Source organism: Scleromatobacter humisilvae, from assembly GCF_023231945.1.
Classification (GTDB): Bacteria; Pseudomonadota; Gammaproteobacteria; order Burkholderiales; family Burkholderiaceae_C; genus Scleromatobacter; species Scleromatobacter humisilvae.
Window position 1 is genome coordinate 330343 of sequence record NZ_JAJLJH010000004.1, and the last position, 15611, is coordinate 345953.

Sequence of the window (15611 nt, forward strand, 5' to 3'; positions counted from 1 at the left end):
ATGAGCTCGAACCTCGCCAGCCTCACGCAGGCGCAGAAGGTGTTCGCCTTCGCGAGCATGTGCGTGGGCATGTTCATCGCGCTGCTGGACATCCAGATCGTCTCGGCCTCGCTGCGCGACATCGGGGGCGGTCTGTCGGCCGGCGCGGACGACACGGCGTGGATCCAGACGAGCTACCTGATCGCCGAGATCGTCGTCATCCCGCTCTCGGGCTGGCTGAGCCAGGTGTTCTCGACGCGCTGGCTGTTCGCCGCGTCGGCCGCCGGCTTCACCGTCGCGAGCCTGCTGTGCGGCGTCGCGTGGGACATCCACAGCATGATTGCCTTCCGCGCGCTGCAGGGCTTCCTCGGCGGCTCGATGATCCCGATGGTGTTCACCAGCGCGTTCGTGTTCTTCGACGGCAAGAAGCGCGTGGTCGCGGCCGCCACCATCGGCGCCCTCGCCTCGCTCGCGCCGACGCTGGGCCCGACGCTGGGCGGCTGGATCACCGACCACTACTCGTGGCACTGGCTGTTCTTCATCAACCTCGCGCCCGGGCTGTTCGTGATGTTCGTCGTGCCGATGCTGGTCAAGATCGACCACGTCAACCTCGCGCTGCTGAAGACCGGCGACTGGATCGGCATCGCGCTGATCGCCGCGTTCCTCGGCTGCCTCGAGTACACGCTCGAAGAGGGCCCGCGCTGGAACTGGATGCAGGACGGAACGATCCGCACCACCGCGTGGATCACCGCGATCTCGGGCGTGCTGTTCATCTGGCGCGGCCTGGCGGCGGCGCATCCGGTGGTCGACCTGCGCGCGCTGAAGGACCGCAACTTCGCGCTCGGCTGCCTGTTCTCGTTCGTCACCGGCATCGGGCTGTTCTCGTCGATCTACCTGACGCCGCTGTTCCTCGGCCGCGTCGAGGGCTACAGCGCGCTGCAGATCGGCGAGGCGGTGTTCTCGACCGGCGTGTTCCAGATCCTGACCATTCCCGTCTACGCGATGCTCGCGAGCCGCTTCGACCTGCGCTGGATCCTGATGGCCGGGCTCGCGCTGTTCGCGGTCTCGATGATCGAGTACCTGCCGATCACGCACGACTGGTCGGCGCACGAGCTGCTGCTGCCGCAGGCGCTGCGCGGCATCGGCCAGCAGCTGGCGGTGCCGCCGACGGTGACGCTGTCGCTCGGCGCGCTCGCGCCGAACCGCTTGAAGCAGGCGTCGGGGCTGTTCAACCTGATGCGCAATCTCGGCGGCGCGATGGGCATCGCGGCCTGCGCGACGATCCTGACCAACCGCACCAACCTGCACTTCTACCGCCTCGCCGAGCACCTGAATCCGGCCAACGAGGCGATGAACGGGCTGCTCGCCAACATCGCCGGCGGCTCGACCGATCCCGAGGCGCAGACCTCCGCGCTGCGCTCGCTGTGGCAGCTCACGTTCCGCGAGGCGCAGGTGCTGACGTACCACGACGCCTTCTTCTCCATCCTGGCCTGCTTCGCCGTCGCCACCGTCCTGGTGCCGCTGATGCGCAAGGTGGCGCCGCCCAAGGGACCTTCCGCCGATGCGCACTGACCTCCTCCCCCGCTTGTCCGCCATCGTCGCCGCCGCGGTCGCGTTTTCCACTTTTGCCGGCTGCGCCGTGGGGCCGAACTACCAGGCGCCCGAGATGACCGGCACCTTCGCTTACCACGGTGCCACGACGCTCGCGGCGCGCGAGGGCGAGGCGCCGGCGCCCGCGCTGGCCGAATGGTGGCGCGGCTTCGACGACCCCGAACTCGCGCGCATCGTCGAACGCACGATCGCGCAGAACCTCGACCTCGCCGCCTCGCAGGAGCGCGTCGCCCAGGCGCGCGCCGCGGCCGCGCGCGCGGGCGCCGATCGCCTGCCCGAGGCCAGCGTCGACGCCAGCGTCGCGCGCGAGCGGCAGTCGCTCGAGAGCCCGCTCGGCAAGGTCGCCAGCCACCTGCCGGGCTACGAGCGGACGCAGGACCTCGCGCAGCTCGGCGTCGGTGCGAGCTGGGAGGCGGACATCGCCGGCGGCCTGCGGCGCGGCGAGCAGGCCGCCGACGCGGAGCTGCAGGCCGCGCAGGCGGAGCACGCGGGCGTGCGCGTCTCGCTGGCCGCGGAGGCCGCCGACGCCTACCTGCGCGTGCGCGGCGCGCAGGCGCGCATCGCCATCGCGCAGTCGCAGATCGCCGACGAGGCGCAGCTGGTCGACCTCGTCCGGCTGCGCAAGGACAAGGGCCTGGGCACGGCGCGCGAGGTCGCCCAGGCCGAGGGCGTGCTGCTGCAGGCGCAGGCCACCGTGCCGCCGCTGCGGCGCGAGATGGCGTCGCAGCTGTTCCGCCTCGACGTGCTGACCGGCGTGGTGCCGGGCACGTCCGAGGCCGAGGTCACCGCCACGCCGGTCGCGTTCAAGGTGCCCGCCATCGCCACGGCCGGCGGGCCCGCCGAACTGCTGCGGCGGCGTCCCGACGTCGTCGCCGCCGAACGGCGGCTCGCCGCGAGCAACGCGCGCATCGGCGTCGCGATCGCCGGCTACTATCCGTCGTTCTCGCTGTCGGGCGCCCTCGGCTTCGAGTCGCTCGACGTCGGCAAGACGCTGACGGCCTCCGCGTTCCAGCCCGCGGCGCTCGTCGGCCTGCACTGGCGGCTGTTCGATTTCGGGCGCGTCGATGCCGAGGTCGACCAGGCGCGCGGCGCGAACCGCGAGGCGCTGCTGCGCTATCGCGAGGCGATGCTGCGCGCGACCGAGGATGTGGAGAACGCGATCGTCGCGCTCACCGAACTCGAGAGCCAGCACGCGTTGCTCGCCAGGGAGGTCGACGCGCACGTGCAGGCGCGCGACGCCGCGCAGGACGCCTACAAGGGCGGCGCGGTGAGCCTGGTCGAGGTCATCGACGAGGACCGCCAGCTGCTCGCGGCGCAGGACCTGCTCGCCAGCGTGCGCACCGACGACGCCCGCTCCGCGGTCGCGGCCTTCCGCGCGCTCGGCGGCGGCTGGACGCTGCCCGCCTCGCCGCAGGTCGCCAGCCGCTGAGGCGACAATCGACCCGATTGGAGACAGCCATGCGATACGAACCCGACTACAAGGCCAAGACGCGCGCGAAGGTGCTGGCCGAGGCCAGCAAGACGATGCGCGCCGAAGGCATCCCGGGCATGGGCGTCGCCAACGTGATGGCCAAGGCCGGCCTCACGCACGGCGCGTTCTACGCGCACTTCGACTCCAAGGACGCGCTGATCGACGAGACGATCAAGGAGATGATCCTGCAGGCGCGCGGCCGCTTCGAGGCCGTCACCGGCGACCTCGGCCCCGACGAGGCGCTGCGGGCCTACATCGATTTCTACCTGTCGCCGAAGCACCGCGACAACGACCAGACCTCGTGCCCGCTGCCCTGGGTCGCGGGCGACGTGGCGCGCCTGGGCGCGTCGCCGCGCAAGCACTACGGCGCCATCGTCGCGGGCTTGACGGAGCTGGTCGCGAAACGGCTGCGCGCGCTGCAACACGCGGACGCCGATGCGGCGGCTGGTTCCGTCGTTGCCGAACTCATCGGCGCACTGGCCCTGTCGCGGGCGGTGGGAGACAAGGCGCAGTCGGACTCGATCCTGCAGCGAAGCCGGGACAGCGTCCTCGCGCGGCTCGGGCTGTCGCGCCCGTAGCGGGAGCGGCCGCCGCGAGACGCGGCGTCAGAGCCTCACGGCCTGCCCGCTGGCCAACGACTCGCTGGCCGCATCGGCCAGCTTCTGCGCCGCGACACCGTCCTCGATCGTCGTGCGGAACGCCCCACCCGACTGCAGCGTCTCGAAGAAGTGCGCGAGCTCGAGCCGATACGCCTCGCGGTATCGCTGCAGGAAGAAATGCTCCGGCTTGTCGGCATGCACGCCCGCTGCGTCGGACTGCACGACCTCGCTGGGCCGGTGGTTGCCGCACTGGAGCATGCCGTTCGAGCAGAGGATCTCGAAGCGCTGGTCGTAGCCGTAGGCGGCGCGGCGGCTGGCGTTGATCTGGGCCAGCCGGCCCTGGCGCGTGCGCAGCGTGACGACGGCGCTGTCGATGTCGCCCACCGTGGCGATCTCGGGGTCGACGAGGCACGAGCCCGTGGCCGCGAGCCACTCGGCCTCGTCGCCGTCGGCGCACAGGATCCAGCGGAAGATGTCGAAGTCGTGGATCAGCATGTCGCGGAAGATGCCGCCCGACCCCTTCAGGTAGTGCGCGGGCGGGGCGCCGGGGTCGCGGCTCGTCACGACGAGCATCTCGGGCTTGCCGATGTCGCCGCGCGCCAGGCGCTCCTTCGCCTCGTTGAACGTCGGGTCGAAGCGGCGCTGGAAACCCATCATGCAGGCGACGCCGGCCGCGCGCACCGCCTCCGCGCAGGCCTGCGCGCGAGCCACCGACAGGTCGATGGGCTTCTCGCAGAAGATGTGCTTGCCCGACTGCGCGGCCCGCGTGATGAGGTCGCTGTGCGCGTCGGTCGGCGCGGCGATGGCGACGACGTCGATGCCGGCGTCCGCGAAGACGGCCTCGGGCGTGGAGACCTGGGCGCCGAGCTGCGCCGCGAGCTGCGCGGCCGCGTCGCCCATGGGGTCGCAGACGTATTTCAGCGTCACGCCTGGCAGCGCGGCGAGGTTGGCGGCGTGGATGCGGCCGATGCGGCCGGCGCCGAAGACGGCGACGTTCTTCATGGGGAACTCCGATCAGTGGAAGCGGGACGGGAAGACGGGATGGGGAGCGCGAGGTCGCCTCAGGGCATGTCGAGCTCGAGGCGATAGGCGAGCGCGATGAACAGGCTCTGCACCAGCGCCATCGTGTTGGTCAGCGAGCGAAAGCCGAAGGTGCTGCTCTCGGAGACGAGCAGGCTGACCGTCGCGCTCGCGGCGAGCGGGCTCATGCGGCTGTCCGTCAGCGCGATCAGCTTCGCGCCGCGTTCGCAGGCCAGCCGTGCGGCGAGCTGCGTCTCTTGCGCGTACGGCGCGTAGCTGATCGCCACCATCACGTCGCCCGGACGCAGGCCGCGCAGCTGGCCTTCGTGCATCGCGCCGACGCCGGTGACGAGATGGATCGGCCGCTCGGCATGCTGCAGCGCGTAGGTCAGGTAGCTCGCCGCGGGGAACGAGCGGCGCGCGCCGGTGACCCAGATCGAGGGCGCGTGCGCGAGCAGTTCCACCGCGTCGTCGAGCGCCGAGGCCTGCACGTTGCGCTGCAGCTCGCGCATGCCGGCGATGGCGCCGCCGATGAATTCGCTGGCGATGTCCGCGCTCGACAGCCGGCCTTGCGCATGGTCGATCACGTCGCGGATGCGCGCCTGGTAGTTGTGCTCCGGGGCCAGCCGCTGCGAGATGCCGTCGCGGAAGATCTTCTGCATCTCGCTGTAGCCCGAGAAGCCGAAATGCTTGGCGAAGCGCACGACCGCGGAGGGCTGCACGCCGCTGCGCTCGGCCACGTCCTGGATCTTCTCCAGCCCCAGGTGGTCGCTATGCTGCTCGACATAGTGCGCGATCAGCTTGAGCTGGCGGCTGAGCAGGCCGAACTCCGCGCCGATGCGCTCCAGCAGCGCGTCGACGGCCGGCGAGTGGCTGGCCGGGAGCGCCGTGGCGGCGTTCGCCGCGACGTCGGCCGCCGGCGCGGCCTTGGTGCGGCGGACGGTCTTGACGGCGGGCTTGCGGGAGGCGGCGACGGGAGGCATCGGTTCGGCGTGCGTTGGAGAAGGCGGCGATGATAGGTCGGCGTCAGACCGGCTCGGGCTGCCCGCTGTGCAGCGAGCGCGTGATCGCCAGGCCGATGCGCGTGGCCTGCGTGGCGTCGGACAGTTCGAGCGACATCGCCTGCTCGCCGCGGCAGCACGCGACGAAGGACTGCATCTCGCGCTCGAAGGCGATGCCGAAGCGCTCGAAGAAGTCCGCCACCGATTGCCGATGCACGCCGTTCGCGTCGCTGGTGACGACACGGTCGCGCGCGCCGCCCTGGCCGACCAGCAGCTGGCCCGCGGTGCCGATGATCTCGGTCTGGGTGTCGTGCCCGTGCGCGAACGTGCGCGAGGCGTACAGCACCGCGCGCTGGCCGCCCTCGAACTCGACGATGGCCATGCCGTTGTCGACGTCGCCCAGCGGCCGCAGCCCCTCGTGCAGCGCGATCGTGCCGCTCGCGAACGCCCGCGTCGCGCGCGGCTTGCCGAGCAGCCAGCGCGCGAGGTCGATGTCGTGCACGCTGCAGTCCATGAAGATGCCGCCCGAGGTCGGCGCGAAGCGCACGAAGAAGCCGTCGGGGTCGTTCTGGTCGCAGGTCTGCGAGCGCACGACGAAGGGGCGGCCGATCGCGCCGGCGGCGATGTCGTCCGCGGCGCGCGCGTAGCTCGGGTCGAAGCGGCGCACGAAGCCCACCATCGCCACGAGGTCGGGACGCCTGGCGGCGACACGCTCCACGCGCTCGCAATCCTCCACGTTGAGCGCCAGCGGCTTCTCGACGAACACGTGCTTGCCGGCCTCGAGCGCAGCGATGGTCTGGTCGGCGTGCAGCGAGGTCGGCGTGACCAGCACGACGGCGTCGAGCTGCGGATCGCGCACGAAGGCGGCGAAGTCCTCGTGCAGCGTCTGCACGCCCAGCGACTCGCGCGCCCAGCCCAGTTCGGCCGCGACCGGGCTGCATGCGCTGACCAGCTCCGCGCCGCGCGTGCGCAGCGCGATCTGCTCGGCGTGGCGCTTGCCGAGGCGGCCCAGGCCGGCGATGCCGATCTTCAACGGAGGGCGGTGCGAAGCGGTCATCTCGAGGCGGTCCCAGGTCGGTGCGAATGCTGCGCATGATAGGTCGGCGATCCGGTAAATGGAAAACTTTTTCTACGTAGTTGCACCAATAGAATCACAATTTCAAGCTGCCTACGATGCGTCACGTCCCGAACGGCGGCTCCGGCCTGTCGCGGGCCGCAGCACCGACACGCCCTATAACGAAGGAGACTGGATTCATGAAACCACTGAGCAAACGCCTCGTGTTGAAGACGCTGGCCCTGGCCGCCGTGATGACGATGAGCCTGGGTGCCGCCAACGCCGCAGGCAAGTACGTGCTGATCAGCCACGCCCCGGATTCCGACTCGTGGTGGAACACGATCAAGAACGCCGTCAAGCAGGCGGGCGAGGACTTCGACGTCACCGTCGACTACCGCAATCCGCCCAGCGGCGACCTGGCCGACATGTCGCGCCTGATCGAGCAGGCCGCGGCGCAGAACTACGACGGCGTCATCACGTCGATCGCCGACTACAACGTGCTCAAGGGCTCGCTGAAGAAGGTCACCGACAAGAAGATCCCGCTGATCACGATCAACTCCGGCACCACCAAGCAGAGCGAGGAACTCGGCGCGATCATGCACGTGGGCCAGCCCGAGTACGAAGCCGGCAAGGGTGCCGGCGAGCGCGCGAAGGCCGCGGGCATCAAGAGCTTCCTGTGCGTGAACCACTACGCGACGAACCCGGCCTCGTTCGAGCGCTGCCGCGGCTTCGCCGAGGCGATCGGCGCCGACTTCAAGAAGTCCACGCTCGACTCCGGCGAGGATCCGAGCGGCGTCGAGGCCAAGGTGCAGGCCTACCTGCGCCAGAACCCCGGCACGCAGGCCGTGCTCGCGCTCGGGCCGCTGTCGGCCAGCCCGTCGATGAAGGCCATCGACAAGATGGGCCTGAAGGGCAAGATCTACTTCGCCACCTTCGACCTGAGCGACGAGATCGCCAAGGGCATCAAGGACGGCTCCGTGCAGTTCGCGATCGACCAGCAGCCGTACCTTCAGGGGTATATCCCGGTCGCGGTGATGGCGACGATGAAGCAGATGCACACCACCGACCTGAAGAAGGTGTCGGAGGCCGTGAAGAACAACCCGAAGGTCAAGGCCCGCTTCGACGAGTACGGGCTGCTGCCCGTCTACGGCGCGCGCCACATCCTGTCGGGCCCGGGCTTCGTGACCAAGGACAACATCGGCAAGGTCGAGAAGTACGCCGGCCAGTACCGCTGATGCAACGCTGACCTGCGAGAACGCGATGGCCATCCCCACGTCCACGGCCCCGGTCGTCGCCACGAAAGTGGCGGCGCCCGCGGCATCCGCTTCCACCGCCGCGGCGCCCGACGAGCGCCTGCGCAGCGTCGGCCTGTGGCGGCGCCTGCTCGGGCGGCCCGAGTCCGGCGCGTTGTCGGGAGCGGTGCTCGTCTTCCTGCTGTTCGCGTTCGGGGCCCACGGCTCCGGCATGTTCAGCGCGGAAGGGATCGTGAACTGGGGCACGGTCGCCGGCTTCCTCGGCGTGATCGCGGTCGGCGCCGCGCTGCTGATGGTGGCCGGCGAGTTCGACCTGTCGATCGGCTCGATGATCGGCTTCGCGGGCATGATGCTCGCGATCCCCTGCCTCTACTGGAACTGGCCGGTGTGGCTCGCGGCGCTGTTCGCGATCGGCGTCGCCTGCGCGCTTGGCGCGCTCAACGGCTGGCTGGTGGTGAAGACGGGCCTGCCCAGCTTCATCGTCACGCTGGCCTTCTATTTCGTGCTGCGGGGCCTGAGCCTCGCGCTGTCCGTGATCCTCACGGGCAAGACCATCCTTTCCAGCAACGGCCCGGCCGTGCTGGCGGAGCTCATCGCCGCCGACCCCGTCGTGCACGCGCTGTTCCAGGGCCACGTGCTCACGGGCCTGTTCGACGCGATGGCGCACGCGGGCTGGATCGCCGCGCGCGACGACGGCACCGCGCTCGCGATCGGCGTGCCCAAGGTCGTCGTCTGGTGGCTCGCGCTGACGGCGCTCGGCGCGTTCATGCTGGCGAAGATGCGCGCGGGCAACTGGATCCTGGCTGTCGGCGGCGACCCGGTCGCGGCCAAGAACGTCGGCATCCCGGTGGCCCGCGTGAAGATCGCGCTGTTCATGCTGACCGCGTTCTGCGCGACGCTGTTCGCGATCCTGCAGGTCGCCGACGCCGGCTCGGCGGCCGCCGACCGCGGGCTGCAGAAGGAGTTCGAGGCCATCATCGCCGCGGTGATCGGCGGCTGCCTGCTGACCGGCGGCTACGGCTCGGTGATCGGCGCCGCGCTCGGCTCGCTGATCTTCGGCGTCGTGCAGATCGGCATCGGCTACACCAGCATCGACAACAACTGGTACCGCGTCTTCCTCGGCGGCATGCTGCTGGTGGCCGTGCTGTTCAACAACTACGTCCGCCGGCGCGTCGCGCTGGGCCGGCGCTGAACGCGGCCGGAGCGCCCATGACGACGGACCTGATCCTGCAGCTGGAGAACGCCAGCAAGTACTTCGGCCCCGTGATCGCGCTGTCCGGCATCACGCTGCAGCTGCGCCGCGGCGAGGTGCACTGCCTGCTGGGCGACAACGGCGCCGGCAAGAGCACGCTGATCAAGATGCTGGCGGGCTGCCACGCGCCCGACGAGGGCGAGTACCTGGTCGACGGCAAGCCGGTGCGCTTCAAGTCGCCGCGCGAGGCGCTCGACGTCGGCATCGCCACCGTCTACCAGGACCTCGCGCTGGTGCCGCTGATGAGCGTCGCGCGCAACTTCTTCATGGGCCGCGAGCCGATGCGGCGGCTGTTCGGCGCGCTGCCGGTGATGGACCACGCGCTCGCCGAACGCACCGCCGCGGAGCGCCTCGCCGAGATGGGCATCCGCGTGCGCGACGCCGGCCAGCTGGTGGGCAACATGTCCGGCGGCGAGAAGCAGTGCCTGGCCATCGCGCGCGCGATCCACTTCGGCGCGCGCGTGCTGATCCTGGACGAGCCCACCGCGGCGCTGGGCGTCAAGCAGAGCGTCAACGTGCTGCGGCTGATCGCGCGGGCACGGGCGCGCGGCATCTCGGTCATCTTCATCACGCACAACGTCAACCACGCCTACCCGATCGGCGACCGCTTCACGCTGCTCAACCGCGGCAAGTCGATGGGCACGTACGCGAAGGCCGACGTCTCGAAGGAGGCCGTGCTCGACATGATGGCCGGCGGCGCCGAGATGAAGACGCTGATGCACGACCTCGACGGCGTGACGATCTGACATGGACTTCCTGGACATCCCCGCGGGCCGCCGCTTCGACCTCGCCTGCCTCGGACGCCTGGCCGTCGACCTCTACGCGCAGCAGGTCGGCTCGCGCCTGGAGGACGTCGCGAGCTTCGCCAAGTACCTCGGCGGCAGCTCGGCCAACATCGCGTTCGGCGCGGCCCGGCTGGGGCTGCGCGCGGCGATGGTCTCGCGCGTCGGCGACGAGCAGATGGGCCGCTTCCTCGTCGAGACGCTGCAGCGCGAGGGCTGCGACACGTCGATGGTGCAGGTCGACCCCGAACGCCTCACCGCGCTCGCCATCCTCGGCCTGAAGGACCGCGACACCTTCCCGCTGCTGTTCTACCGCGAGAACTGCGCCGACATGGCGATCTCGGCCGACGCGATCGCCGAGGACTTCATCGCCGACTGCCGCGCGCTGCTGATCACCGGCACGCACCTGTCGCAGCCGGTGGTGCGCGCGGCGTCCACCCGCGCGCTCGCGCACGCGGGCCGGCACGGCACCCTGCGCGTGCTCGACATCGACTACCGCCCCGTGCTGTGGGGCCTGACCAAGCGCGGCGACGGGCAGACGCGCTTCGTGCCCGACGCGCGCGTCACCGCGAGCCTGCAGGAGCTGCTGCCGCAGTTCGACCTGCTGATTGGCACCGAGGAGGAGTTCGCGATCGCGGGCGGCGTCGCGGGCGACCTGCTCGCGTCGCTGCGCCGCGTGCGCGAGATCACGCCGGCGGCGCTGGTCGTCAAGCTCGGTCCGCTCGGCTGCTGCCTGGTGGCCGGCCCGGTGCCGGCGCGGATCGAGGACGCGCCCACCTGCGCGGGCGAGCGCGTGGAGGTGCTCAACGTGCTCGGCGCGGGCGACGCGTTCGCCGCCGGCCTGCTCACCGGCCTGCTGCGCGGCGAGGACTTCGCCAGCGCGGCCCGCATCGCCAACGCCTGCGGCGCGATCGTCGTCTCGCGCCACGCGTGCGCGCCGGCGATGCCCACGCCCGCGGAGCTGGCGCACTGGTTCGGCGGACACCGGAACGCCGACGTCGCGGCCGACGCGCAGCTCGCGCACCTGCATCGCGCGACGGCGCCGCGCCCGCGCTGGGACGAGCTCAACGTGCTGGCGTTCGACCACCGCAGCCAGTTCTACGAACTCGCGCGCGCCGCCGGCGCCCCCGAATCGCGCCTGCCGGCGCTCAAGAAGCTGCTGGTGCGCGCCGCCGAGCGTGTCGAGGCCAGTCGCGGCCTGGCGGGCCGCCTGGGCGTGCTGGTCGACGATCACTACGGCGAGGATGCGCTGCACGCGGCCACCGGACGCGGCTGGTGGGTCGGCCGGCCGGTGGAGCTGCCCGGCTCGCGCCCGCTGCGCTTCGACGCCGGTCCGTCGCTGGGCACGCGGCTCGTGCAGTGGCCGCGCGAGCAGGTCGTCAAGTGCCTGGTCTTCTATCACCCGGACGACGCGGTCGACCTGCGGCTGGAACAGGAAGCGCGGCTGCAGGAGGTGTGGGCGGCGACGCGCGACTCCGGGCACGAGCTGCTGCTGGAGGTCATCCCGCCGCGCGTTGGCGGCGATGCCGCGCAGGCCGACGCCGCCGTGCTGCGCGCCGTGCAGCGCCTGTACACGATCGGCATGAAGCCCGAATGGTGGAAGCTCGCGCCGATGCAGGCGGCCGGCTGGAGCGCACTGGCGGCGCTCGTGGCGGCGCGCGACCCTCACTGCCGCGGCGCCGTGATCCTCGGGCTCAACCAGCCGCTGGCCGATCTCGCCGCGGGCTTCGCGGCCGCGACGCATCCGATCGTCAAGGGCTTCATGGTCGGCCGTTCGCTGTGGGCCGAACCCGCGCGCGGCTGGCTGGGCGGGCGGCTCGACGACGAGGCCTTCGTGGCCGCCGTCGCCACGAATTTCGAGACGCTGGTGGACGCCTGGCGGGCCACGCGGCCGCACGCCGCCACGTCCGCCCCGGCGCCTGCCCAAGACATGCAGCCGGCGCTGCGCCCGGCCTGAAAGCTTTCACCATGAAGACGATCCGACTCACGCTCGCGCAGGCCATCGTGCGCCACCTCGCCGCGCTGCGCATCGAACTCGACGACGGCAGCGTCGTGCCCTATTGCGGCGGCGTGTTCGCGATCTTCGGCCACGGCAACGTCGCCGGCCTCGGCGAGGCGCTGCAGGCCGAGCGCGCGTGCCTGCCCACCTGGCGCGCGCACAACGAACAGGCGATGGCCCACGCCGCGATCGCCTACGCGAAGGCCCACATGCGCCGCCGCATCCTGGCGGTGACCACCAGCATCGGGCCGGGCGCGACCAACCTGGTCACCGCCGCGGCGCTCGCCCACGTCAACCGGCTGCCGCTGCTGCTGCTGCCCGGCGACACCTTCGCGTCGCGCGCGCCCGACCCGGTGCTGCAGCAGCTCGAGGACTTCCATGGCGGCGACGTCAGCGTCAACGACACGCTGCGGCCGGTCACGCGCCTGTTCGACCGCATCGTGCGTCCCGAGCAGATCCTGACGGCGCTGCCGCACGCGATCCGCGTGATGACCGATCCCGCGCTGTGCGGCCCGGTCTGCCTCGCGCTGCCGCAGGACGTGCAGGCCGAGGCCTTCGATTGCCCCGAGACCTTCCTCGCGCCGGCGACGCTGCGCGTGCGCCGTCCCGCGCCCGACGCCGCCGAACTCGAACGCGCGATCGCGCTCCTGCGCGGCGCGCGCCGGCCGCTGGTCGTCGCCGGCGGCGGCGTGCTCTATGCCGAGGCCGGCGCCGCGCTCGCTCGCTTCGCGCAGGCGCACGGCATCCCCGTGGCCGAGACCCAGGCCGGCAAGGGCAGCCTGGCCTGGGACGACCCGCTGAACGCCGGCGCGATCGGCGTCACCGGCTCGCCCGCCGCCAACGACTGCGCGCGCGAGGCCGACCTCGTGCTCGCCGTCGGCACGCGGCTGCAGGACTTCACCACCGGCTCGCACACGCTGTTCACGCAGGCGCGGCTGCTGAGCATCAACGTGCAGCCGTTCGACGCCCACAAGTGGCATGGCGACGCGCTCGTGTGCGACGCGCGCATCGGACTGGATGCCGTGTCCGCCGCCCTGGCCGACTGGCACGCCGACGCGGGCTGGACGGCCCAGGCGCGCCGCGGCGCGGCGTCCTGGAACGAGCGCGTTTCCGCGCTGACGACGTCGCCCGCGACCGACGCCCTGCCCTACGACGCCGACGTGATCGGCGCGGTGCGCGATTCCGCCGCGGACTCGCCGCGCGGCGACGTGGTCGTCTGCGCCGCGGGCACGCTGCCGGCGGAACTGCACAAGCTCTGGCGCGCCGGCGCGCCGGGCAACTACCACGTCGAATACGGCTATTCGTGCATGGGCTACGAGATCGCCGGCGGGCTCGGCGTGAAGATCGCGCGGCCCGAGCGCGAGGTCATCGTGATGGTGGGCGACGGGTCCTACCTGATGCTCAACTCCGAGATCGCCACCTCCGTGATGCTGGGCCGCAAGCTCATCGTCGTGGTGCTCGACAACCGCGGCTACGGCTGCATCCAGCGCCTGCAGGCGGCGTGCGGCGGCGCGAGCTTCAACAACCTGCTCGACGACTGCGTGGCCGAGGGCGGCGCCGACGTCCGCATCGATTTCGCGGCCCACGCCGCCGCGCTCGGCGCCGACAGCGTGCACGTGCCCGACATCGCGGCCCTGCGCGTGGCCATGGCGCGCGCCCGCGCCGCCACGAAGACGCAGGTGATCGTCGTCGACACCACCCACGCGCGCACCACCGACGACGGCGGCTGCTGGTGGGAGGTCGCGGTGCCGCAGGTCTCCGACCGCCCTGCCGTCGATGCCGCCGCCACCGCATCGCGCGAGGCCAAGCGCGCGCAGCGTCCCTGACACCCCACTCGCGAAGACACCTCATGACCTGGAACATCCGCATCGGCATCAACCCGATTTCTTGGAGCAACGACGACCTGCCCGAGCTGGGCGGCGACACGCCGCTCGAGACCGCCCTGCGCGAAGGCGCCGAGATCGGCTACCAGGGCTTCGAGCTCGGCAACAAGTTCCCGAAGGAACCGGCCGCACTGAAGGCCAAGCTCGCCGAGTACGGCGTCGCCTGCGTCAGCGGCTGGTATTCCGGCCGGCTCGCCGAGGGCACGCTGGCCGACGAGATCGAAGGCTGCCGCGAGCACATGGCCAAGCTGCAGTTCAACGCCTGCAAGGTCGTCGTCTACGGCGAGGTGGCGGGCTCGATCCAGGGCCGCATCGACACCCCGCTCGCCAAGCGCCCGCGCTTCGCCGACGACGCCGCCTGGACGGCCTACGCGCAGCGCCTGGACGCCTTCGGCGCGCACCTGAAGGCGACCTACGGGCTCACGCTGGCCTACCACCACCACATGGGCGCGTATGTCGAATCGCCGGAGGACATCGACAAGCTGATGGCGCTCACCGGCGCCGACGTCGGCCTGCTGTTCGACACCGGACACGCGTACTACGGCGGCGCCACCGACGTCGCCGGCCAGCTGAAGAAGCATCTCGCCCGCGTGGTGCACGTCCACTGCAAGGACGTGCGCGAGCGCGTCGTGCGCAGCGCGCGCAACGACGGCTGGAGCTTCCTCACCGGCGTGATCAACGGCACGTTCACGGTGCCGGGCGACGGCGTGATCGACTTCGACGCCGTGCTCACGCTGCTGCACGGCGCCGGCTACGAAGGCTGGCTGGTCGTCGAGGCCGAGCAGGACCCGGCCGTCGCGCCCAGCTACGCCTACGCGAAGAAGGGCTACGAGACGCTGAGGCGCATCGTCGACCGGATCGACGCGAAGGCCGCGCGATGACCAGCAAGCTGCTGCTGAAGGCGCGCCGCGAAGGGCGCGAGATCGTCTCCGTCACGCCGGAGCAGGCGGGCTGGAAGCACGTCGGCTTCCGCGCGCTGCGGCTGGCGCCCGGCGACGCCGAGTCGCTGGCTACGGGCGATCGCGAGCTGTGCCTGGTGGTGCTGAGCGGCACGGTGGACGTCGAAGTCGACGGCGTCGTCCACGCCGGGCTCGGCGGCCGCGCCAGCGTCTTCGACGACGCCGCCCCCGCCGCGCTGTACGTGCCGGCAGGCCGCGCCGTGACGATGACGGCCTCGACGGCGGCGGAGGTCGCCCTGTGCAGCGCGCCCGCCGACGACGCGCGGCGCGAGGTGCGGCGCATCGAGCCCGGCACCATGCGGCGCAGCGTGCGCGGCCGCGGCACCAACACGCGCTACATCTGCGACATCCTGCCGCACGACGACCCCACGGCGGCACACCTGCTGGTGGTGGAGGTGCGCACGCCGGCGAGCCACTCGTCCAGCTACCCGCCGCACAAGCACGACGTCGAGGCGCCGCCCGCCGAGACGCAGCTCGAGGAGACCTACTACCACCGCGTCAACCCGCCGCAGGGCTTTGCGTTCCAGCGCGTCTACACCGACGACCGCAGCCTGGACGAGGCGTGCGCCGTGGAAGACCACGACCTGGTGATGGTGCCGCGCGGCTATCACCCCGTCGTCGCGCCGCATGGCTACGAGCTCTACTACCTGAACGTGATGGCCGGGCCGCACCGGCTGTGGGTCTTCCGCAATGATCCGGCGCACGAATGGATGCTGGCACCGCCGGCGGGGACTCGCGCGGCCTGAGC

13 protein-coding genes are annotated in these 15611 nt (G+C 71.5%); 10 read left to right on the forward strand and 3 right to left on the reverse strand.

The window, feature by feature from the left end:
* From LPC04_RS17350 to LPC04_RS17360, 3 genes are read left to right on the forward strand one after another with little or no spacing between them, the layout of a single operon-like run.
* Positions 1 to 1551, forward strand: a complete 1551-nt coding sequence (locus LPC04_RS17350) for a DHA2 family efflux MFS transporter permease subunit (protein ID WP_275683512.1) — start codon at positions 1 to 3, stop codon at positions 1549 to 1551.
* A complete protein-coding gene (locus LPC04_RS17355) occupies positions 1541 to 3019 on the forward strand; it encodes an efflux transporter outer membrane subunit (RefSeq protein WP_275683513.1) in 1479 nt (492 codons plus the stop codon). Before LPC04_RS17350 ends, LPC04_RS17355 begins: the two co-directional genes overlap by 11 nt.
* Before the next feature lie 29 nt (positions 3020 to 3048).
* Positions 3049 to 3639: a TetR/AcrR family transcriptional regulator gene (locus LPC04_RS17360; RefSeq protein WP_275683514.1), complete on the forward strand. Its 591-nt coding sequence runs from the start codon at positions 3049 to 3051 to the stop codon at positions 3637 to 3639.
* Between the two features lie 27 nt (positions 3640 to 3666).
* Here LPC04_RS17360 and iolG read toward each other — a convergent pair whose 3' ends face one another.
* From iolG to LPC04_RS17375, 3 genes are read right to left on the reverse strand one after another with little or no spacing between them, the layout of a single operon-like run.
* Positions 3667 to 4662, reverse strand: coding sequence for an inositol 2-dehydrogenase (gene iolG / locus LPC04_RS17365; protein WP_275683515.1), 996 nt, complete (start codon positions 4660 to 4662; stop codon positions 3667 to 3669).
* A gap of 59 nt (positions 4663 to 4721) precedes the next feature.
* Positions 4722 to 5663: a MurR/RpiR family transcriptional regulator gene (locus tag LPC04_RS17370; RefSeq protein WP_275683516.1), complete on the reverse strand. Its 942-nt coding sequence runs from the start codon at positions 5661 to 5663 to the stop codon at positions 4722 to 4724.
* A 43-nt stretch (positions 5664 to 5706) separates the two neighbouring features.
* Entirely contained in the window at positions 5707 to 6738 is a 1032-nt protein-coding gene (locus LPC04_RS17375) for a Gfo/Idh/MocA family oxidoreductase (RefSeq protein WP_275683517.1), read from the reverse strand.
* 197 nt (positions 6739 to 6935) lie between these two features.
* Here LPC04_RS17375 and LPC04_RS17380 point away from each other — a divergent pair, with 197 nt between their 5' ends.
* The 7 genes from LPC04_RS17380 to iolB are packed head-to-tail and all read left to right on the forward strand — an operon-like array spanning position 6936 to position 15609.
* The gene (locus LPC04_RS17380) at positions 6936 to 7970 is read left to right on the forward strand and encodes a sugar ABC transporter substrate-binding protein (protein WP_476748705.1); all 1035 of its coding nucleotides are present in this window, start codon (positions 6936 to 6938) and stop codon (positions 7968 to 7970) included.
* Between the two features lie 25 nt (positions 7971 to 7995).
* The gene (locus tag LPC04_RS17385) at positions 7996 to 9180 is read left to right on the forward strand and encodes an ABC transporter permease (RefSeq protein ID WP_275683518.1); all 1185 of its coding nucleotides are present in this window, start codon (positions 7996 to 7998) and stop codon (positions 9178 to 9180) included.
* A gap of 17 nt (positions 9181 to 9197) precedes the next feature.
* Entirely contained in the window at positions 9198 to 9986 is a 789-nt protein-coding gene (locus LPC04_RS17390) for an ATP-binding cassette domain-containing protein (RefSeq protein ID WP_275683519.1), read from the forward strand.
* A 1-nt stretch (position 9987) separates the two neighbouring features.
* Entirely contained in the window at positions 9988 to 11979 is a 1992-nt protein-coding gene (locus LPC04_RS17395; RefSeq protein ID WP_275683520.1) for a bifunctional 5-dehydro-2-deoxygluconokinase/5-dehydro-2-deoxyphosphogluconate aldolase, read from the forward strand.
* Positions 11980 to 11990: 11 nt separating this feature from the next.
* Entirely contained in the window at positions 11991 to 13847 is a 1857-nt protein-coding gene (gene iolD / locus LPC04_RS17400; protein ID WP_275683521.1) for a 3D-(3,5/4)-trihydroxycyclohexane-1,2-dione acylhydrolase (decyclizing), read from the forward strand.
* A gap of 23 nt (positions 13848 to 13870) precedes the next feature.
* Positions 13871 to 14785: a myo-inosose-2 dehydratase gene (gene iolE / locus LPC04_RS17405; protein WP_275683522.1), complete on the forward strand. Its 915-nt coding sequence runs from the start codon at positions 13871 to 13873 to the stop codon at positions 14783 to 14785.
* A complete protein-coding gene (gene iolB / locus LPC04_RS17410; protein WP_275683523.1) occupies positions 14782 to 15609 on the forward strand; it encodes a 5-deoxy-glucuronate isomerase in 828 nt (275 codons plus the stop codon). The genes iolE and iolB overlap by 4 nt, the downstream gene beginning before the upstream one ends.
* Positions 15610 to 15611 lie beyond the last annotated feature (2 nt).

Coding starts and splice junctions, on each gene's coding strand:
- LPC04_RS17350 (WP_275683512.1), top strand. CDS start 1: ATGAGCTCGAACCTCGCCAGCCTCACGCAGGCGCAGAAGGTGTTCGCC.
- LPC04_RS17355 (WP_275683513.1), top strand. CDS start 1,541: ATGCGCACTGACCTCCTCCCCCGCTTGTCCGCCATCGTCGCCGCCGCG.
- LPC04_RS17360 (WP_275683514.1), top strand. CDS start 3,049: ATGCGATACGAACCCGACTACAAGGCCAAGACGCGCGCGAAGGTGCTG.
- iolG (WP_275683515.1), bottom strand. CDS start 4,662: ATGAAGAACGTCGCCGTCTTCGGCGCCGGCCGCATCGGCCGCATCCAC.
- LPC04_RS17370 (WP_275683516.1), bottom strand. CDS start 5,663: ATGCCTCCCGTCGCCGCCTCCCGCAAGCCCGCCGTCAAGACCGTCCGC.
- LPC04_RS17375 (WP_275683517.1), bottom strand. CDS start 6,738: ATGACCGCTTCGCACCGCCCTCCGTTGAAGATCGGCATCGCCGGCCTG.
- LPC04_RS17380 (WP_476748705.1), top strand. CDS start 6,936: ATGAAACCACTGAGCAAACGCCTCGTGTTGAAGACGCTGGCCCTGGCC.
- LPC04_RS17385 (WP_275683518.1), top strand. CDS start 7,996: ATGGCCATCCCCACGTCCACGGCCCCGGTCGTCGCCACGAAAGTGGCG.
- LPC04_RS17390 (WP_275683519.1), top strand. CDS start 9,198: ATGACGACGGACCTGATCCTGCAGCTGGAGAACGCCAGCAAGTACTTC.
- LPC04_RS17395 (WP_275683520.1), top strand. CDS start 9,988: ATGGACTTCCTGGACATCCCCGCGGGCCGCCGCTTCGACCTCGCCTGC.
- iolD (WP_275683521.1), top strand. CDS start 11,991: ATGAAGACGATCCGACTCACGCTCGCGCAGGCCATCGTGCGCCACCTC.
- iolE (WP_275683522.1), top strand. CDS start 13,871: ATGACCTGGAACATCCGCATCGGCATCAACCCGATTTCTTGGAGCAAC.
- iolB (WP_275683523.1), top strand. CDS start 14,782: ATGACCAGCAAGCTGCTGCTGAAGGCGCGCCGCGAAGGGCGCGAGATC.